This window comes from Bradyrhizobium sp. BTAi1 (assembly GCF_000015165.1).
GTDB classification, from domain to species: Bacteria; Pseudomonadota; Alphaproteobacteria; order Rhizobiales; family Xanthobacteraceae; genus Bradyrhizobium; species Bradyrhizobium denitrificans.
Genome location: NC_009485.1, coordinates 3,558,202 through 3,578,225, shown reverse-complemented (window position 1 = coordinate 3,578,225; position 20,024 = coordinate 3,558,202). Strand labels below are relative to the sequence as shown.

Genomic DNA, 20,024 nt, shown 5'->3' with positions numbered 1-20,024 from the left:
AGGATCAACGACTGCGTCCGTCTTCTGCTTATGATAACGACGTCCCCTAGTGCGGCTCGAAAGGGAACTCAGATCTCGATGCGGCTCGTCCGTACCATCCTGGCGTTTGCGATCGCCTTGTCGCTGGCGGTGCTGCCGATCGGCGCATCGGCGGCCGGGATTGCGATATCGTCGGACGACATGCAGACGAGCATGCACATGCAGATGGATGACGGCGCTGGCATGTCGATGGACGACTGCTGTCCGGACGACATGAAGGGACCGGGCTCCCCTTCGCACAACTATAAATGCGGCATGGGCTTCTGCTGCGCCGGCGGCACGGTTGCGCTCGGCGATGTCAGGCCGGTGACGTTCAGTCCTCTCGCCGTGACTGCGACCACGATCGCCATTCCCGCCGATCAGGTCGCCTCTCTCCACAGCGGCAGCCCCCCGTTCCGACCTCCTCGTATCTGAATCTCGTCCAAGCCTAAGCGTGCGCTTGCCCGCGCGCGCCGATGACTGACGTGCGCACCGCTGGCGCCACGGCTGAGATCCATTCACGAGGACAAACCATGCTTTCCAAGATCATCACCGCGGCGCTTGCCGCCACCCTCTCGCTTGCCGCATCGGCCGCCCTCGCCGGCGCCGCTGATTACAGCTTCGAGCCCGTCACGCCGGAGATGAAGAAAGGCGACGACGTGACCGTCGCCGTTCGTCTCACCAACAAGCAGACTGGCAAGCCCGTCGCCGACGCCGTGATCTTCAAGACGCGCGTCGACATGGGCCCCGACGGAATGGCCGACATGGTCTCGGAGGTGGCGCCGCTGCCGTCCAAGGAGCCGGGCGTCTACGCCTTCAAGACCGATCTGCCGATGGCCGGACGCTACCAGGTCACGCTCTCCGCCAAGGTGCAGGGCGAGCCGGACACAGTGACCGGCAAGGTCATCGTCAAGGCGACCAAGTGAGCTCGCGGGGCGCTCCCGGCGAGCGCCCCGACCTCCCCAACGGATAGCGCGTCCAGCGCGCCTCACGGTGATGCCATGAACATCTCGCGTCTGCTCGCGACCGTCACGGTCGGCGCCGGCCTCGTCTTGAGTGGACTCATGTCCATCCAGACCTCGCCTTCGTCGCTCCACGCCCAAGCCGCCGGCGCGGTGGCCGAGCGCGTGCCGCTGTATTATCGCGATCCAAGCGGCGCTCCTGCATGGTCGGCAAGCCCGAAGAGGGACGACCGCGGGCGGGACTATGTGCCGGTCTACGACGACGATCAGGCCGCGCCGGAGCCGGCCAAGCCGAAGCCGCAGGCGGACTCCTCGCGCAGGATCCTCTACTACCGCAATCCGATGGGCCTGCCGGATACGTCGCCGACGCCGAAGAAGGACCCGATGGGAATGGATTACGTTCCCGTCTACGAGGGCGACGATACCGACGATGGCACTGTGAAGCTGTCGCCCGGCAAGATCCAGCGCACCGGCGTGAAGTCGACGACGGTCGAGCGGCGCACGCTCCATGTCGCGGTCAAGGCGCCAGGCACCATCCAGCTCGACGAACGTCGCGTGTCCGTGATCGCCATGCGGGCGGAAAGCTTCGTCCAGAAGGTCGCTGACGTGACCACCGGCACGCGCGTCAAGGCGGGGCAGCCGCTGATGGAGATCTACAGCTCGGCCATCGCTGCGGCCGCGGCCGAATATCTCTCGACCATCAACTCCAACATCGTCGGCAGCAACGCCGCCTATGGGCGCGGCTCGCGGCAACGCCTGACCAATCTCGACGTGCCGGAGCCGGTCATCACCGCGATGGAGAAGTCGCGCATTGCTCCCGTCACAGTGCAATGGTCAGCACCACGCGACGGCATCGTGCTGGAGCGCAACGCAGTCGAAGGCATGCGCGCCAATCCCGGCGACGTGCTGTTCCGCATTGCAGACATCTCTCTGGTCTGGGCCTTGGTCGACGTCGCCGAGCGCGACCTCGGCAGCATCGCCGTCGGACAACCCGTGACGATCCGCGCGCGCAGCTTCCCGGGCCGCACGTTCACCGGCTCGATCGCGGTAATCTATCCCCAGGTGAACAAGGACACGCGTACGGCGCGGGTGCGGATCGAGCTCGCCAATTCCGACCTCGCACTGCTCCCGGATATGTATGTCGATGCTGAGATCGACACGGCCGCCCCGGCGCCGGTACTGGCCGTGCCGACTGACGCCGTACTCGATACTGGCAGCCGCCAGGCTGTGCTGATCGACAAAGGCGACGGCCGCTACGAGCCGCGCGCCGTCAAGCTCGGCCGGCGGGGCGCAGGCTATGTCGAGGTCCGAGACGGCGTAGCGGATGGCGATGCAGTCGTCACCTCGGCCAACTTCCTGATCGACGCGGAAAGCAACCTCAAGGCTGCGCTGAAGAGCTTCGCGGAAGCCGGCGAGCCGCAACCCGCCGGGAACGATCACGCCGGGATGGGAGAGCACAAATGATCGCCCGCATCATCGCGTGGTCGGCGCGCAACCTGCTGCTGGTGCTGTTCGGCACCGGCTTCGCCGCCGCGGCTGGATTCTACGCGCTCATCCATCTGCCGCTCGACGCCATCCCCGATCTGTCGGACACCCAGGTCATCGTCTACACCGAATATTCCGGCCAGGCGCCGCAGGTGATCGAGGACCAGGTCACCTATCCCCTGACCACGGCGATGCTGACCGTGCCGAAATCGAAGGTCGTGCGCGGCTTCTCGTTCTTCGGGGTGTCGTTCGTCTATGTGATCTTCGAGGACGGTACCGACATCTACTGGGCACGCTCGCGCGTGATGGAGTTCCTGAACAGTGCTGCCTCCCGCCTGCCCGCGGGCGTCACACCCACGATCGGGCCTGACGCAACGGGCGTGGGCTGGGTCTATCAATATGCCGTCATGTCGAAGGAACTGAACCTCGCCGACACCCGCACGCTGCAGGACTGGAACCTGAAATTCGCGCTCGCCAAGGCCGAGGGCGTCGCCGAGGTCGCGAGCATCGGCGGCTTCGTCAAGCAGTACAATGTGGTGCTCGATCCGCAGCGGATGCGCGATCGCGGCATCAGCATGCAGAAGATCCGCGACGCGATTCGCGCCAGCAACGCCGATGTCGGCGGGCGCACGGTCGAGCTCTCCGAGTTCGAATACGTCATCCGCGGCAAGGGCTACATCAAGAGCATCGACGACCTCGGCAACATCGTGCTCAAGAACTCCGGCGGCACGCCGGTGCTGCTGCGCGACGTCGCTCATGTGGAGCTCGGGCCCGACGAGCGGCGCGGCATCGCCGAGCTCAATGGCGAGGGCGAGGTTGCCAGCGGCATCGTGCTGCAGCGCTTCGGCGTCAACGCGCTCGACGTGATCGAGAACGTGAAGAAGCGCTTCAAGGATATCGCGAGCAGCCTGCCCAAATCGGTCGAGATCGTTCCGGTCTATGATCGCTCGAACCTGATCTATGCCGCCATCGACACGCTCAAGCACACGCTGCTCGAGGAGAGCCTCGTCGTCGCCTTCGTCTGCATCGTATTCCTGCTGCACGTCCGCAGCGCCCTGGTCGCGATCCTCATGCTTCCCGTTGGCGTGCTGATGGCGTTCGGCGCGATGAAGCTGCTCGGGCTCGGCTCGAACATCATGAGCCTGGGCGGCATCGCGATCGCGATCGGCGCCATGGTGGATGCTGCAATCGTCATGATCGAGAACGCCCACAAGCACCTCGAGCGGGCCAAGCCCGACCAGTCGCGCGTCCAAATCTTAATCGATGCCGCGGCGGAGGTCGGCCCTGCCCTGTTCTTTAGCCTGCTGATCATCACCGTGTCGTTCATGCCGATCTTCACGCTGGAGTCGCAGGAGGGACGGCTGTTCAGCCCGCTCGCCTTCACCAAGACGTTCTCGATGGCGGCGGCCGCGCTGCTGTCGGTGACACTGGTGCCGGCGCTGATGGTGATCTTCGTCCGCGGCAGGATCGTCCCCGAGCAACGCAATCCCATCAATCGCTTCCTGATCTGGATCTACCGGCCCGTCATCAAGAGCGTGCTGCGGGCCAAGATGCTCGTCATTCTCGCCGCCGTCGCGGTGCTCGCCATCAGCGTCTGGCCGGCGCGCCAGCTCGGCACCGAGTTCATGCCCAGCCTGAACGAGGGCACGCTGCTCTACATGCCAACCACCCTCCCCGGCATCTCCGTAACCAAGGCGGCCGAGCTGATGCAGATGCAGGACCGCATCATCAAGTCCTTCCCGGAGGTCGCCTCGGTCTACGGCAAGGCGGGCCGTGCGGCGACCGCAACCGATCCTGCGCCGACCGAGATGTTCGAAACGGTCGTCAATCTCAAGCCGAAGGAGCAATGGCGCGCCGGCGTCACCATCGACAGCCTGATCGCGGAGATGGACAAGGCGCTGCAATTCCCGGGCGTCTCCAACGCCTGGACCATGCCGATCAAGGCCCGCATCGACATGCTGTCGACCGGCATCCGGACGCCGATCGGCGTCAAGGTGATGGGTACGGACCTCACCGAGATCGATCGCTTGGCCAAGCAGATCGAGCGAGTGATCAAGACCGTGCCGGGGACCTCCTCCGCCTATGCCGAGCGCGGCATCGGCGGCTACTACCTCGAGATCACGCCCGACCGCGAGGCGCTGGCCCGTTACGGCCTCCTGATCCAGGACGTCCAGGACACGATCGCCGCCGCACTCGGCGGCCAGACCGTCACGACCACCGTGGAGGGCCGGCAGCGCTTCACGGTGAACATGCGCTATCCGCGTGATCTGCGCGACAATCCGAAGGCCATCGCCAGCGATGTTCTGGTGCCGATGCCATCAGGCGGCGCCGTGCCGCTCGGCGAAGTCGCCAAGATCGAGCCGGCGCGCGGCCCGACCTCGATCCGCACCGAGAATGGCCAGCTTGCGACCTACATTTATGTCGACATCCGCGACCGCGACATCGGCAGCTACGTCGGAGATGCGCAGCGCGCAGTCACAGAGAGCATCCAGTTCCCGGCCGGGTACTATGTGGTCTGGAGCGGCCAATATGAGTATCTGCAGCGCGCAGCCGCCAGGCTCAAGATCGTCATCCCGGTGACGCTTACGATCATCTTCCTGCTGCTCTATCTGAACTTCAGGGCCATGACCGAGACCCTGATCGTGATGCTGTCGCTGCCGTTCGCCTTGGTCGGCGGCATCTGGATGATGTGGTGGCTCGGATTCAACCTCTCGGTTGCGGTGGCCGTCGGCTTCATCGCGCTCGCCGGCGTCGCCGCCGAGACCGGCGTGGTGATGTTGATCTATCTGGATCACGCGCTGGCCGAGATGAGGGCCAGGCACGCGGCAGAAAACCGCACGCTGACCCGCCAGGATCTGCAGGACGCGATCATGGAGGGCGCGGTCGAGCGCGTCCGACCAAAGATGATGACCGTGGTCGCCATCATGGCCGGCCTGCTGCCGATCATATGGAGCACCGGCACGGGCTCCGAGATCATGCAGCGGATTGCGGTGCCGATGATCGGAGGCATGATCTCGTCGACGCTGCTCACCCTGATCGTGATCCCGGCCATCTTCGGCCTGGTCAAGGGACGGGGTCTGTCAGCCACAGGCGGGGTGACGGCAGGAGCCTCGGAAAGCGGCTCGCAAGATGTGCCGAAGGCGGCGTAGATGACATCGACAAAGAAGGAGAGACGATGAGCAACCTTACAAAACTTGCTCTGGCCCTGGCCCTGACCGCGGCCGCACCGGCCATGGCGCACGATCACGGGCAACACTCATCCTACTCGGCGGGAGAGCCGGGCGACCCGACAAAGCCGTCCCGGACGATCGAGATCGAGATGAGCGAAATGACCTATGAGCCGATCCGCATCGAGGTGAAACGGGGCGAGCAGATCCGCTTCATCATCCGCAATGCGGGTAGGGAGGATCACGAATTCCAGCTGGCGACCACCAAGGAAAACCTCAAGCACGGCGCGGTCATGAGGAAGCACCCGCACATGGAGCACGATGAGCCGAATGGCGTTCGCGTGGCACCGAAGAAGACTGCCGAGATCGTCTGGAAGTTCACCAAGCCCGGAACGTTCGAATATTCCTGCCTGATCCCGGACCACCGCGAATACGGCATGACCGGCCACGTGACCGTGAAATGAGAAGCTGACCATGAGCCAGCGTCTTGAACTGGCGTCCTTCCGGTCGTTCCTGATGCCTGCGGCAGCGACTGTGCTGATCGGGACCGCAAACGCGGCCATATCCGCCGGAACGAGGTCACCAACAAGATCGTGGTCCGATCCGAGGCCGAGCAGCGGTGGTTTCGACGATTTTGTCGCTGTCGATCAGCGACAACTGAGTCGATAGCTGGATCAACCGGCGGCGGGGACATCCTGACCAAGCTGGGTGCATTCTCAAGCTCATCTCACAATGCGCGGTTGACATGGATCAACTCGGGCGTGCAGTCGCGCGGCATTGTCGAGGGCTGATAGTCGGAGACCTGAGCCATGCAGAGATCAGCCGTCGCTTCGGTATTCTTGCTCGCCGCCCTCGTCCAGCCCGTCCTCGCGCAATCCGCCACGGATCATTCGGCTCATCATCCGGATCAGAACGAGGCGCCGGCAAGCGGGGCCGGCAAAGCAACAGGTGCCGCAACCCCGTCCGAGAGCATGATGGGTGAGCGCAGGATGAAGATGATGGGCAGCATGCCGATGTCCGACATGATGCAGATGATGTCGGGCATGGGCCGGCCATCGGACGACGGCATGGACGGCCTCGAAATGCTCGATCACGTGGAAGGGAGGATCGCGTTTCTCCGAGCGGAGCTGAAGATCACCGACGCGCAGACATCGGCCTGGAGCGGCTTCGCCGACGCATTGCGCGCGCGCGCCAAGATGCTGGGCGAGCTTCGCAGCACGATGATGGGCAACACCGGCTCCGAGACGCTGCTCGACCGTCTCACTGCGCAGGAAAAATGGCTGTCGGCCCGGCTCGACGCAACACGGTCGCTCAGGACCACCCTCGGCAACCTCGTCGCGACCTTTTCTGACGAGCAAAAGACAGCGGCCGACGAGCTGCTCGCGCCGAATCTCGGCATCATGCCGATGGCAAAGCAGGGCAGCCGAATGAGCTCCATGCGGATGCAGCGCGGGAACTAAACGAGCGGACTGACGCGGGCATCTCAACGACCGGCAACTCGTTGCGCGGATTGATCGCCTGCTGGTCATTCGGAGCCATCGAGATGGAAGCCATGTCCCGCCGTTGGCCGGTCTCGTCGCTGCTGCTTATAGCTTCGGGCATTCTCCTGATTGGCGTCGGCCTCTACTTTCTTGTTCTTCGACCGCCGCTGCTGCCGGAGGATATTCGTTACATGGGCCTCACGACCGCCGAGTTGCAGGTCATCGGACCGCGGCTCACCTCCTGGCTCAGCCATGTATTCCGGGTGCTGGGCGGTTACATCGCAGCAACCGGAGTGCTTGCCGTTGCTCTTGCAGTCACGTCGTTCCGCGACCATCGACCTGCCGCGGCGATCGGCGCCGCCATTGCCGGCACAACATCGATCGGGCTGATGGCCGCCGTCAACTTCATGATCCATTCCGACTTCAGATGGGTTCTGCTCGGCATGGCATTCGTCTGGGCAGCGAGCCTCGCGCTCCATGCGCGTGAACTCGCCCGCTCGTCCGCAGGGGAGGTTCAGGCTGGGTGCAGCCCGTGACATCCGCTGAAATCGCCGATTTCGACGAGTGCGGGCTCTTTCACCATGGCCGCCCAATACCGTAAGAAACGGGCTCTATTGACGCCTATAGGGTACCCCCCTATACTATTTTAATGTCGCATACGATCAAGCAGAAGTCGAAGCTCCTGGCCCGGGTCCGGCGCATCAAGGGCCAGATTGACGCCGTGGAGCGCGCACTCGAAGCAGAACTCGGTTGTGCCGACGTGCTGATGCTGGTCGCGTCGGTTCGCGGCGCCATCGGAGGACTGACGACCGAGTTGCTCGAGGATCATATTCGACACCACGTCGTCGATCCCGCGCGCGAATCCGACCCGGACAAGGCGAAGGGCGCCGCGGACCTCATCGAAGTGGTCCGCACCTATCTGAAGTGAGATCCGTATGACCGATCTGTCCCAACTGCTCCAGCAAGGCAGCGCGCATGCCTGGCTGTTCGTACCCAGCGCCATCCTGCTTGGCGCCCTGCACGGCCTGGAGCCCGGTCATTCCAAGACCATGATGGCCGCGTTCATCGTCGCGATCCGGGGCACCGTGTTGCAGGCGGTGCTGCTCGGCCTGTCGGCGACCATCTCGCATACGGCGATCGTATGGGTGATTGCGCTGGCCGGCCTTCACTTCGGCCAGGAGCTGTCGGGCGAGCGCAGCGAAGCCTACCTTCAGCTGATCTCGGCGATCGTCATCATCGGCATTGCCATCTGGATGATCTGGCGCACATGGCGAGAGCAGAATGGAGCGCATCACCATCATCATAACGATGAGCCGCAGTCGGTCGTGGTCGGCGGTCGGTCGCTCTCCGTCGAGATCTTCGAGGACGGCGTTCCGCCGCGCTGGCGCATCCGCGCCGAGACGGGAGCTCTGCCGGCCGCCGAAGCGCTTCATCTGACGACGGTGCGTCCGGACGGCGCCGAGCAGGGCTTCAGCTTCCGCCTCGGGAGCGGCCATCTGGAGAGCATCGAGGAGATCCCGGAACCACATGCATTCAAGGCGCGCATCGGCCTTGCCGGCGAGACCGCGGAGATCCTGTTCGAGGAACATGCTCACGATCACATGAACCTCGGCGATGAGGACGATGCCCACGCGCGCGCTCATGCCGCCGACATTCGCAAGCGTTTTGCCGGCCGCACCGTGACAACGGCCCAGATCGTTCTGTTCGGCCTGACCGGCGGCTTGATCCCCTGCCCGGCCGCCATCACTGTCCTGCTGTTGTGCATTCAGCTGAAGCAGTTCAGCCTGGGCTTCGTGCTGGTTCTCTGCTTCGGCATCGGCTTGGCCATCACCATGGTATCTGCCGGAGTGCTGGCTGCCCTCAGCCTGCGGCATGTCGAGCGCCACTGGTCCGGCTTCAGCCGCTTCGCCCACCGCGCGCCCTACGTCTCGGCCGCGCTGATCGTGCTGGTCGGGCTGTATACGGGTTGGCTGGGCCTGCACGAGGTCATGACGTGACGATCAGTCCCTCCGCGGCTTGCGACTGCTGGATTGTCCGAAGCGGATCCTGAGCGCCCTCAAAGGCGCGGCCGCAGACTAGACGTTGCCGCTCATTCCCCTGCACCAGGCGTGCTCGACGGCTTCCAGAAGTGCGGCAGCATTCGAAGCAAGGTACGATCGCGGAAGATCCAATGATGGATCAGGGCCGCGGCCGCATGCATCGCGGCAACGACAACGAGGGCATGAGCAAGGATCTCATGCACCTCCTTCACATTGTGGGCGAAGGCGCGATCCCTGGGCCAGGGCGATGCAATCTCCGTCATTCCAAAGACCGGCAGCGCGTCACCGCGCGCAAATTGCAGGACGATCCCAGCGACGGGCACGGCGAAGAGGAGGGCGTACAGGAGATAGTGCGCGAACCGGGCGGCCGGATCCTGCCATTTTCCCATCCATGTGGCGAATTCGGTCTCTTCGGTCGGTGGCGCCGGGTCGACCAACCGCCACGTCAACCGCACTGCGAGCATCGCCAGGATTGCGATGCCCGCCGCAATATGAATGAACAGGGCGGACGCGCGCGCTCCGCCACTCGGCAGATCCTCGCCGAGAACGCCGAGCGCCCAGGTGATTGCAACAAGGAGCGCCGTCAGCCAATGCAACGCCTGAGGAACCGCGCCGTAGCCTTTTGCCGAGTTGATCAGCTGCATCTCGAAAACCCTCTGGATGATGATGCGCGTCGCCCAATTTCACTCCGTTGATCTGGATCAAGATACGCTCGATCTGCGTCCATTCGTCGCCGGCGAATGTTCTGGAATTCGGGGGACGTCGCATGGCGGACAGCGGAAACGGCATCATCACTGACGGCTCGTCCAGCCGGTGGACGAACGGCGATTGCGCGTTCCGCATTCCCTGAACATACTGCGCGATAGGCCGGTCGCATCAGGCGCCGCTTTGATTCCACCGACAGCTGGATGCCGTGCGGGATGGAAGCACTCGCATCCAGGAGATTCGAATGACCGCTCAGTCCGTAGCAGCTCCAGCAGACGAGCCGCGCCTGGTTCGCAGCTTGACCCTCACCCATGCCGTTCTCTACGGGATGGGTGTGACGATCGGCGCCGGCATTTATGTTCTCGTCGGCATCGCTGCAGGCCGGAGCGGCATGCACGCGCCACTGGCGTTCATCGGCGCTGCGCTGGTCATGTCATTCAGCGCGGCTTCGTTCGCAGAACTCGGGACACGCATGCCGGTGAGCGCCAGCGAGGCTGCGTATGTCCAGGCCGCATTCCAGCGCAAGTGGCTCAGCCTTGGGACGGGGCTACTCGTCGTCCTCACTGCGACCGTATCGGCCGCGACCGTAAGCCGGGGAAGCGCTGGCTATGTTGCGGTGTTCGTTTCCGCACCGGCCCCTTTGATCGTTTGCGGTGTTGTGCTCGCGATGGGCGCGGTCGCGTGCCTTGCCACGGTGCAGTCGGTGACTCTCGCCGGCATCATGACGCTCGTCGAAGTGAGCGGCCTTGTGCTCATCATCGTTGCGGGCCTGCTGTACGGAAACGGCGTGATAACGCGCCTGCCAGAGGTCTGGCCCGCAACTTCAGACGTCGGCGCCTGGATCGGAATTGCAGGAACGACACTCATTGCTGTCTTTGCCTTCATCGGCTTTGAGCACCTCGTCAACGTTGCCGAGGAGCTCAAGAATCCATCTCGCACCCTGCCCTGGGCGCTGTTTCTCACGCTTGGTCTGACTGCGCTGATCTACGCCCTGGTCGTGTGGATCGCCGTGACCGCGGTGCCGCCACCGGAGCTCGCGAACTCCCCAGCCCCCCTGGCGCTCGTCTTCAAGAACCTGACAGGGCTGCCGCTCCCGACAATGAGCGCGATCGCAGTCACGGCGACGCTGAACGGCATCATCGTCCACATGATCATGATTGGCCGCGTCATTTATGGCTTGGCCGACCAAGGCGCCTTGCCCAAAGTTCTCGCGAGGGTGAACTCGAGGACGAAGACGCCCGTGTTGGCGACGGCAATCGGCATTGGAGCGATCTTGCTGCTGGCCTTGGCGGTTCCTCTCGCAGGACTTGCCGATCTCACGGCCAGATTGACCCTTGTCGTTTTCGCATTGGTGAATATTGCGCTCATCAGGATCAAGAGCGCCGGCGAACCTCCGCCTGCCGGAGCCTTCGTCTGTCCGAAGTGGGTGCCGTTTGCCGGTCTGTTGTCGAGCGCTCTCCTCATTGTGCTCGACTCGATCTCCTAGCTGATCGACCGGCATCTGTGTTCGAGACGCAGATGCAAATCAATAGCGAGACATCCTTCGGCAAACTGCCTGTTTTGCGGCTATTGATAAAACCATCGGCATCCTTGTTATCTTGTCGTCATCGATCTTGGCCCCTCTGGCGCAGACGGACTGCTGGAGGCAGTTCTGATTGAAGCCAACCCAGCCACCAGGAGCGACCCGTGCCTGCCACTCCTCACATCGAAAAGCATTTTACTGCCTCAGAGAGCGTCCGTGACGTCGTGATCGGGATGGCAGACGGCTTGACGGTCCCGTTCGCGCTGGCGGCAGGCCTTTCTGCAGCGGTTACCAATACGGACGTGATCGTCACTGCCGGATTGGCAGAAGTCGTCGCTGGGGCCATCGCGATGGGGCTCGGCGGGTATCTCGCCGCTCGCACCGACGCGGAGCATTACGCCGCGGAAGAGCAGAGGGAGCATCATGAAATCAAGGTGCTGCACGAGCGTGAGATCGAGGAAGTCGAGCACATCTTCCGCCAATACGGCCTGGACGCTGATACGCTTCAATCCGTAGTCGGCGCGATCGCCTCGCATCCGCAGCGTTGGGTCGACTTCATGATGCGCTTCGAATTGGGATTGGAGCGCCCGGACCCAAAGCGCGCTCCGATCAGCGCCGCCACAATTGGCGGCTCCTATGTGGTCGGCGGCTTGATTCCACTCGTGCCCTATATATTCACGCAGAATATCGGAACCGCACTGCAAATCTCGGTCGCGGCCACCGGCGTTGCCCTCCTATGCTTCGGAGCCGTCAAAGGACACTTCACCGGAGTGAACAAGAGCAAGTCTGCGATCCAGACGTTGCTCGTAGGAGGATTGGCCGCTGGAGCGGCATATTGGCTCGCGCACCTCTTCGGATAGACCCGCGGCTCTCCGCACTCGGATTGAGACGGAGCATGGATCAAGTCGATGGTGGTAGATCGTTCATCATTGACTTGCGCATCCTGTCTCCGATCCCATTTGCGATTTCTGCTTGACAGTCTCCTGGTACGGGAGCATTGGGCCGCTATGACCTCGGTCGTCCGAGCTCATTCCCAACTGATCGAACGGACAAATGGACAGCTACCCTAGTCGCTGTCCGGCGATGCCGCGCTGGTGCCGCCGGACACCCATCCAAACAACTGGGACTGTTCCCGGCGAAGCCCGCCGGGCGAGCATGCGCCGGGCCTAGCGTCCCGTTGCTCGCCTTCCGGGCCGTCGGGCGGTCTGGAGGTGAGTCATGAACACCAACACCATCATTGTGTTTCGCGGAATTGTCGCTGCCCCAGCTTCCCGCAGCAATCCAGGACACATCAACAAGCGGGATTGCCGAGCCGAACTCCGGCGGCAAACGGGGCGGACGTGTGCGATCGGCCGCGTCGTGCCGATCATGGTTTGGCACGTCGATCCGGTAAGCGGACGCCCGGAATGTCGGTGGGTGCTGCAGGGCAGCGAGGCGACGGACGAAGGCGGCAGTCGCGGCCGATGTCTGCGTCACGCCGCGTAGCATCAGTCGTTCTTCCCACACCCGAGATCCAGCCCGTGCCGCCAAGCCTGGTGCAAACGGCAGGGCCGGATGGGCTTCGACAAGTATGCTCTGGATTGTCGACGCATCTGAATTGATCCGACTCCTGCCGCGTCATAGAAGGCAATACTTGGCCTGATATTTCGGTGTTCACGCCCTATGTGATCTTGCTCGCGAAGTCCCGTCATGCAGCGCAATTCAAGCACCGCGAACGTCCCGGGTTCGAACCGCTCGGTGAGCGCTCGGTTCGAAATCGGATCGATCCTTGTGCTGCTTCTGACGCTGCTCACGAGTCCACTCACGCATGCGTCCGAGGTCGACAGCGAGCACCTCTTCGGCTTCACTGAGGGGGCGGATATCGGCAAGGCCGGTGAGCGGGAAGCGGAAAGTGAGAACATCGGCCACCTCGGCAAGGCGGCCGGTCGGTACACCGCGCTGATGCAGAACGACTCGGTCAAGACGCTGCTGACCGACAATCTGCGGTTCTCCGCCAATCTGATGCTGGCTCATTTCGGGATTTCGGGTGTGCCCGGTCTTCCCGATCGCCAGCTCACGGCCTTGCAGGGCGCCTCGTTCGAAGCCCGCTACATGGTGCTCAATCGGCGCAACGGGCCGTTCGGGTTGACCGCCATCGCAGAACCGCGCTGGAGCCAGATCGACGCCAACAGCGGCGAAAAGCTGACCGCCTATGGCGGCCTGTTCACGCTCGTCGCCGACAAGGAGCTGATCGACGACTGTCTGCTCGGAACGCTGAACCTGCTCTACGATGTGCAGACCACACGCCTTGCCGTCGTCGACACATGGTCCGGCGATTCGAAGCTCGGCGTTTCGGCCGCGCTGTCCACGCGGATCTCGGCTGCCGCCTTCGTCGGCGGCGAGTTGCGGTACTTGCGTGCCTATGATGGACTTGGCCTCGACGTGTATTCTGGCCAAGCGCTGTTCGCCGGCCCGACCTTCTACGTGCAGCTCGGGCACGGCGTGGCGATGTCCGGCGCGTGGAATATCCAGCTCACCGGCCGGAGCACGACAGGTGGTCCGCTCGATCTGACCCATTTTGAGCGGCAGCAGGTGAAACTACGCTTCAACTCCAATTTCTGACTGCCGCCGGTAATGGCGGTCGGCTGCCGGCCCCGCCACGCCGTGTTGCAAGTCTGTCATACGCGAGTGAGAGAAGCGGCAAGCCATCGCTCGCTCGCCATGCGAGCGAAGGTTTCGAACGGACGTTGGATGAAATGAAGCGGATTGGTCTCACGAGCGCGGTTCTGAGCCTTGCCCTCGCCATACCCGGCCCAACGGATGCGGCCCCGATCAGGTCTGCAGAGGCAGACATCCAGGCGTGGACCGGACCGTTCCTCGGGGGTCATTTCGGATATGTCGGCGGCGCCTCCAGCTGGAGCGCGAGCAACGCCGTGACCACCGTCAGCGGCTCGACCGGCGTGTTCAATTCCTACGACGTCTTCAAGGGTACCGGCAGCTACCTCTTCGGTCTTCAGGCCGGCTATAATTGGACCCTGCCGTCCCGCCTGGTACTCGGGGTCGAGGCCGATGTGTCGACTCCCAATACCGTTGCGGGCGAGCGGACGGTGACGTCGGCGTCCGCAGGCACGGCCAGCTATCGCGAGACCGTGCTTGCCATGGGAACCGCGCGCGCCAGGCTCGGCTACGCCTTCGATCATTGGCTGCTCTACGCGACCGGCGGCTTTGCCTGGTCCTACGACAGGTTGGAACGCACGCAACTCGCAGGCCTGCCGCTGGTCGGCAGCGCCGTCGCCGGCACAGTCGATACGGCGCTGACATGGCGCCTCGGCTGGGTTGCCGGCCTGGGCGCCGAGCTGCCGATCGCGCCGCACTGGACAGCCAAGGCTGAATTCCTCGCCTCCGAGTTCGGCAGCCATCGCAAGGCTCTCGCCGCGTCGGCGGAGTCCCTGAGCTCGAACCTCTCGGTCCAGCGGCTCCAGCTCGGGCTGAACTATCAGCTCGGCGCCGATGCCAGGGCGGCCGATCTCGCCCTCAAGGGCATTGCGCCCGCGGAAGCGGACAACATCGCGGTGCACGGGCAGACCACCATCGTCACCCAATATGCGCTGCCGTTTCGCGCGCCCTATGCCGGGCAGAACAGCCTCTCTCCCAACCAGGTGCGCGAGACCTTCGACGCGGATCTCTTCGTCGGCGTGCGCCCTTGGGAGGGCGGCGAGATCTGGATCAACCCGGAGATCGACCAGGGCTTCGGCCTCAACGGCACGTTCGGCGTCGCGGGCTTCCCGAGCGCCGAGGCCTACAAGGTCGGCGCCACCTATCCCTATGCCCGCGTCCCGCGCGCCTTCCTGCGCCAGACCATCGATCTCGGCGGCGAGGTCCAGAAGGTCGAGTCCGGGCCGATGCAGTTCGCTGGCTCGCAGACCTCCGATCGGCTGGTGCTCACGGTCGGCAAGTTCAGCGTCGTCGATATCTTCGACTCCAACAAATACGCGCACGACCCGCGCGGTGACTTCCTCAACTGGACCCTGGTCAACACCGGCGCGTTCGACTATGCGGCCGATGCCTGGGCCTTCACCTATGGGGCCGCGGCCGAGTGGTACACCGGACCGTGGACATTGCGCGCCGGCGTCTTCGATGGCCCCGTCGTTCCGAACAGCAGCAATCTCGATCCGACCTTCGGCCAGTTCCAGATGGTCGGCGAGGTCGAGCGCCGCTATCAGCTGTTCGGCCAGCCCGGCAAGATCGCCATGACCGGGTATCTCACACGCGCGCGCATGGGCAATTTCCAGACCGCCGTCGATCTCGCCAATCTCACGGGGGCTGCGCCGGATCTCTCGCTGGTCCGGTCCTACACGAGCAAGCTCGGACTGGCCGGCAATATCGAGCAGCAGATCGTCCCCGGCGTCGGCCTGTTCGCGCGCGCCGGCTATACGCCGGGGCGGCTCGAGGCGTACGCATTTACCGATGCCGACGCCACGCTTGCGGGCGGCGCATCGATCTCGGGAAAATTCTGGAACCGGCCGAACGACACGCTCGGAATAGCCGGCATCCGCAACATGATTTCTGCAACGCACCAGGCCTATTTCGCCGCGGGCGGATACAGCGCGTTGATCGGCGACGGGCAGCTCCCCCACCCCGGCGCGGAGAAGATCCTCGAGGTCTACTACACGCTTCCGATCGCGACCTGGGCACTCAGTGTCGACTACCAGTTCATTGCCAATCCCGCCTACAACCGCGATCGCGGTCCGATTTCTATCGTCGCGACTCGCTTGCACACGCAATTCTGATTATTTCGCGCGATCGCACCATTGTCTGGTAGGCTTCGTCGCGTTGAATCAGTCGCGCCGGGATGTTGCAATGCGCAAACAACGTTCTCACCTCGTGTTGTTGTTGGCCGTTTGCCTGGGGATCCCCCTCGCGCTCCCTGCAGGAGCCGCATTCGCGCGCGCAAGCTCAGGATCGCATGACGGTCCTTGGAACCCTGATCATATCGATCAGCTGCCCCCCGACGTGCAGGACGAGGTGCTGCATCGTTGTCGCGGACACATCCAGGCCGCGCACTACTTCGCCACCTATCTCGACCGTCCGCGAAGGATCAAGCTTCACTACGAGAATTTGCGTTGCGAGACGGAACAGAGCTTCAAACACGGAGATGGCTGCCTTCACGAGGAGTTTGTCTCACTCGGTGCGCGTCATCGGCTGATGAAGAGCTACTACGCGCCATGCAGCGACTAGCCTAGTCGCCATTACAACTTCTTGACCTATTGTTTCCAGCCACGATGAGTTATGACCCAGTCGGGCTAAGCTGCGGCTTGAGCCCCGACTGCTTCGCAGACATCCTCTTCCAGCGCGTAGCGCACCTGCAAGCATAAGACGAACGTTCTCCAAGCGATCAACTGCCCGGCCAACGGGCGCTACTCTGCCGCGCGGTCGTGAATGAGCGCGGGCCTCGCTTGGTCACTCCGTTGGCGATGGCGCGGGACGGCAAAGCGCGCATACAGCGCGGGCAGGACCACGAGCGTGAGAAGGGTCGCCGATAAGAGGCCACCGATCACGACTGTAGCGAGCGGCTTCTGCACCTCGGCGCCGGTGCCGGTGGCAAGCGCCATCGGAACAAACCCGAACGAAGCCACCAGCGCGGTCATTGCAACAGGACGGAAACGGGTCAATGCCCCCTCGATGATGCCGGCCCGTTCCTGCGCGCCGTCAGCGATCAGCTTGCGAATCTGCGTCAGCATCACGAGACCGTTCAGCACCGCGACACCTGACAAGGCAATGAAGCCGACCGCGGCCGAGATCGAGAACGGCATGCCCCGGAGCCAGAGCGCCGCGATACCGCCGGTCAATGCCAGTGGCACGGCACTGAACACGAGCAACGCATCCCGCGCAGAGCCGAGCGCGCCGAACAGCAGCAAATAGATTAGAACGAACACGGCCGGCACGACGAACGCCAGGCGCTGGCGGGCCACTGCGAAATTCTCGAACTGCCCACCCCATGCCAGATAGCTGCCGGGCGGAAGCCGCACCTGGTCGCCCACCTTGGCCTGCGCTTCCGCCACCAGCGATCCGATGTCACGGCCGCGGACTTCCGCTGTGGTCACGACCCGCCGTTTACCGTTCTCTCGGCTGATCTGATTGTAGCCAGTGGTCTGCTCGAACGTCGCGATCGTCCGCAGAGGGACCGAGGCGGTCGGTGCGTCAGAATTGACTCGCGGCAGCGGCACCGGCAGCTCTTCCAGCGTCGGAATGTCATTGCGTGCAGCATCCGAAAGCCGCACGACGATCCGGAAGCGGCGATCGCCCTCGAACACCAGGCCGGCATCCGTACCACCGATCGCGGTCTGCACGAGATCCTGAACGGCTCCGAGACTGAGCCCGCGCCGGGCGATCTCGGCCTTGTCGATCTTGATGTCGAGAAAGGGCAGACCTGAGGTCTCTTCGACCTTGACACTCTCCGCGCCGTCGATCTTCCGGATGACGTCGGAGATCTGAGCCGCGGTTCTCTGCATCTCGGAGAAGTCGTCGCCGAACACTTTGACCGCGAGATCCTCGCGGACACCGGCGATCAGCTCGTTGAAGCGCATCTCGATCGGCTGCGAGAAGCCGACCTTGTTGCCTGGAAGCTTGACGGCCTCGGCCTCGATCTTCTTGATCAGGTCCTCCTTGGTCGCCGACGGATCGGGCCACTCATCCTGCGCCTTGACGATGATGTATGTATCGGATGCGCTGGGCGGCATCGGATCGGCGGCGAGATCCGGTGTTCCCGTCCGCGAGAACACGAACGCGACCTCAGGCAATTTGCTGATCTGCCGTTCGATGAGAAGCTGCATCGCCTGCGATTGTGCCAGCGCCGTGCTAGGCACGCGCTTGACCTCCATCACGATGTTCTTTTCGTCCAGCGTGGGCGTGAACTCCTGTCCCAGCCGCATGAACAGCAGCGCGGCGCCGGCGAACAGCAGCGCAGCCGCTGCGATCACCGGCAGAGGTCTTGCGACCGCGCCAGAGAGCACGGGCGCGTAGAGACGCTTGAGCGAGCGGACGATGACGTTCTCACCTTCCTTGACCGCACCGCTGATCGTGATCGCCACAGCCGCCGGGACGAAGGTCAGCGAGACGATGAAAGCGAAAGCCAGAGCAATCATGACGGTGAGGGCCATCGGCTCGAACGTCTTGCCTTCGACGCCCGTGAACGCGAGCAAGGGCGTATAGACCAGGATGATGATGATCTGGCCGTAGACCGAAGGCCGGATCATCTCCGACGTCGAGGTCTTGACGGTCTCCAGGCGCTCTTGCAGCGACAACACACGGCCGACCTCGCGTTGGCGCTCCGCGAGATGCCGCAGGCTGTTCTCCGCGATGATCACCGCTCCATCGACAATGAGGCCGAAATCGAGGGCGCCCAGGCTCATCAGGTTCGCACTGAGGCGCCCCTGCAGCATCCCGGTGGCGGTCATCAACATCGTGATCGGGATGACGCACGCGGTCACGAGCGCCGCCCGGAAGTTGCCGAGCAGCAGGAAGAGCACGGCGATCACCAGCAGCGCGCCCTCGGCCAGATTCTTGCTGACCGTATAGATCGTCGCATCGACCAGCTCGGTGCGGTTGAGAACGGTCCGGGCAAAGATGCCGGGTGGCAGCGTCTTGCTGATCGGCTTGATCTTCGCATCGGCCGCCGCGGCAACGGTGCGGCTGTTGCCGCCGATCAGCATCAAGGCCGTTCCGAGCACGACCTCGCGTCCGTTGATGCTCGCACTGCCGGTCCGCAATTCCTTTCCGATCGAGACCTCCGCCAGATCCCTGACTCGCACGGGAACGCCGCCGCGCGTCGTGACCACAACTTGTTCGATGTCTTCGAGATTCTCGACCCGGCCGGCCGCGCGGACGACATAGCCTTCGCCGTTCTGCTCGATGTAATTGGCGCCGCGGCTGGCATTGTTCGCCTCGATCGCGTCGACGACCTGCTTGAACGACAGCCCGTAGCCGATCAGCTTCGCCGGATCCGGCTGCACCTGAAACTGTTTGACGAAGCCGCCGATGGCATCCGCTCCGGCGACGCCGGGAACGGTCTTCATCTGCGGGCGCACGATCCAGTCCTGCACGGTCCGCAGGTAGACCGTGCGCTGGAAATCGTCCGTCAGCCGCTCGCCTTCCGGCGTGATATAGCTGCCGTCGGTCTGCCAACCGGGCGCTCCGTCCCGGACCGGCGCAGACGCGCCGGGCTTCTCGTACTCGACCGACCACCAGTAGATCTCGCCGAGCCCGGTCGAGACCGGCCCCATTCGGACGTCGACTCCGGGCGGCAGACTCGCTTTCGCCTCGTTGATGCGCTCGGTCACCAGCTGTCGCGCGAAATAGATGTTAGTGCGATCAGCAAAGACGGCGGTGATCTGCGCGAAACCGTTTCGGGAGAACGATCGTGTCCCCTCGAGCCCGGGCATGCCTGCCAGGGCCGTCTCCAACGCGACCGTCACCTGCTTCTCGATCTCGACCGGCGTCAGCGCCGGCGCGACAGCGTTGATCTGGACCTGCACGTTGGTGACGTCAGGCACGGCGTCGATCGGCAGCCGTGTCAGCGACCAGAATCCGGTCGCTGCGGCGACGAGCGTCGCGAACAGCACCAGCCATCGGCGATCAACGGAGAACGCGACGATACGTTCGATCAT

17 protein-coding genes are annotated in these 20,024 nt (G+C 63.7%); 15 read left to right on the top strand and 2 right to left on the bottom strand.

What is annotated here, in order from left to right:
* Positions 1–78: 78 nt before the first annotated feature.
* The 9 genes from BBTA_RS16030 to BBTA_RS15990 all read left to right on the top strand — a co-directional run bounded on the left by BBTA_RS16030 (position 79) and on the right by BBTA_RS15990 (position 9,110).
* A complete protein-coding gene (locus tag BBTA_RS16030; RefSeq protein ID WP_012043536.1) occupies positions 79–453 on the top strand; it encodes a hypothetical protein in 375 nt (124 codons plus the stop codon).
* A gap of 98 nt (positions 454–551) precedes the next feature.
* A complete protein-coding gene (locus BBTA_RS16025; RefSeq protein WP_012043535.1) occupies positions 552–944 on the top strand; it encodes a FixH family protein in 393 nt (130 codons plus the stop codon).
* Between the two features lie 75 nt (positions 945–1,019).
* Positions 1,020–2,444: an efflux RND transporter periplasmic adaptor subunit gene (locus BBTA_RS16020; RefSeq protein ID WP_012043534.1), complete on the top strand. Its 1,425-nt coding sequence runs from the start codon at positions 1,020–1,022 to the stop codon at positions 2,442–2,444.
* Positions 2,441–5,614: an efflux RND transporter permease subunit gene (locus BBTA_RS16015; RefSeq protein WP_012043533.1), complete on the top strand. Its 3,174-nt coding sequence runs from the start codon at positions 2,441–2,443 to the stop codon at positions 5,612–5,614. The genes BBTA_RS16020 and BBTA_RS16015 overlap by 4 nt, the downstream gene beginning before the upstream one ends.
* A gap of 26 nt (positions 5,615–5,640) precedes the next feature.
* Positions 5,641–6,096 carry a cupredoxin domain-containing protein gene (locus tag BBTA_RS16010; protein ID WP_012043532.1) on the top strand — a complete coding sequence of 152 codons (456 nt, stop codon included), beginning with the start codon at positions 5,641–5,643 and terminating at the stop codon, positions 6,094–6,096.
* A 345-nt stretch (positions 6,097–6,441) separates the two neighbouring features.
* Complete coding sequence (locus BBTA_RS16005; protein ID WP_041750683.1) at positions 6,442–7,092, top strand: Spy/CpxP family protein refolding chaperone; 651 nt, start codon at positions 6,442–6,444, stop codon at positions 7,090–7,092.
* An 83-nt stretch (positions 7,093–7,175) separates the two neighbouring features.
* The gene (locus BBTA_RS16000; protein ID WP_012043530.1) at positions 7,176–7,649 is read left to right on the top strand and encodes a hypothetical protein; all 474 of its coding nucleotides are present in this window, start codon (positions 7,176–7,178) and stop codon (positions 7,647–7,649) included.
* 113 nt (positions 7,650–7,762) lie between these two features.
* Positions 7,763–8,041: a metal/formaldehyde-sensitive transcriptional repressor gene (locus tag BBTA_RS15995; protein WP_012043529.1), complete on the top strand. Its 279-nt coding sequence runs from the start codon at positions 7,763–7,765 to the stop codon at positions 8,039–8,041.
* A 7-nt stretch (positions 8,042–8,048) separates the two neighbouring features.
* On the top strand, positions 8,049–9,110 hold the full coding sequence (locus BBTA_RS15990; RefSeq protein ID WP_012043528.1) for a nickel/cobalt efflux transporter: 1,062 nt from the start codon (positions 8,049–8,051) through the stop codon (positions 9,108–9,110).
* Between the two features lie 92 nt (positions 9,111–9,202).
* Here BBTA_RS15990 and BBTA_RS15985 read toward each other — a convergent pair whose 3' ends face one another.
* A complete protein-coding gene (locus BBTA_RS15985; protein WP_012043527.1) occupies positions 9,203–9,796 on the bottom strand; it encodes a cytochrome b in 594 nt (197 codons plus the stop codon).
* Positions 9,797–10,101: 305 nt separating this feature from the next.
* On the opposite strand from BBTA_RS15985, the gene BBTA_RS15980 reads away from it, so the two are divergent.
* The 6 genes from BBTA_RS15980 (at position 10,102) to BBTA_RS38915 (ending at position 16,596) form a co-directional block, all read left to right on the top strand.
* A complete protein-coding gene (locus BBTA_RS15980; RefSeq protein ID WP_041750682.1) occupies positions 10,102–11,343 on the top strand; it encodes an APC family permease in 1,242 nt (413 codons plus the stop codon).
* A gap of 200 nt (positions 11,344–11,543) precedes the next feature.
* Positions 11,544–12,239 carry a VIT1/CCC1 transporter family protein gene (locus BBTA_RS15975; RefSeq protein WP_012043525.1) on the top strand — a complete coding sequence of 232 codons (696 nt, stop codon included), beginning with the start codon at positions 11,544–11,546 and terminating at the stop codon, positions 12,237–12,239.
* Between the two features lie 358 nt (positions 12,240–12,597).
* Positions 12,598–12,864, top strand: a complete 267-nt coding sequence (locus tag BBTA_RS40075) for a hypothetical protein (RefSeq protein ID WP_148221451.1) — start codon at positions 12,598–12,600, stop codon at positions 12,862–12,864.
* Positions 12,865–13,116: 252 nt separating this feature from the next.
* Entirely contained in the window at positions 13,117–13,980 is an 864-nt protein-coding gene (locus tag BBTA_RS15970; protein WP_244424438.1) for a hypothetical protein, read from the top strand.
* 134 nt (positions 13,981–14,114) lie between these two features.
* The gene (locus tag BBTA_RS15965) at positions 14,115–16,148 is read left to right on the top strand and encodes a carbohydrate porin (RefSeq protein WP_041750681.1); all 2,034 of its coding nucleotides are present in this window, start codon (positions 14,115–14,117) and stop codon (positions 16,146–16,148) included.
* 70 nt (positions 16,149–16,218) lie between these two features.
* Positions 16,219–16,596: a hypothetical protein gene (locus tag BBTA_RS38915; protein ID WP_012043522.1), complete on the top strand. Its 378-nt coding sequence runs from the start codon at positions 16,219–16,221 to the stop codon at positions 16,594–16,596.
* A 179-nt stretch (positions 16,597–16,775) separates the two neighbouring features.
* Here BBTA_RS38915 and BBTA_RS15955 read toward each other — a convergent pair whose 3' ends face one another.
* Positions 16,776–20,024 carry an efflux RND transporter permease subunit gene (locus BBTA_RS15955; RefSeq protein WP_012043521.1) on the bottom strand — a complete coding sequence of 1,083 codons (3,249 nt, stop codon included), beginning with the start codon at positions 20,022–20,024 and terminating at the stop codon, positions 16,776–16,778.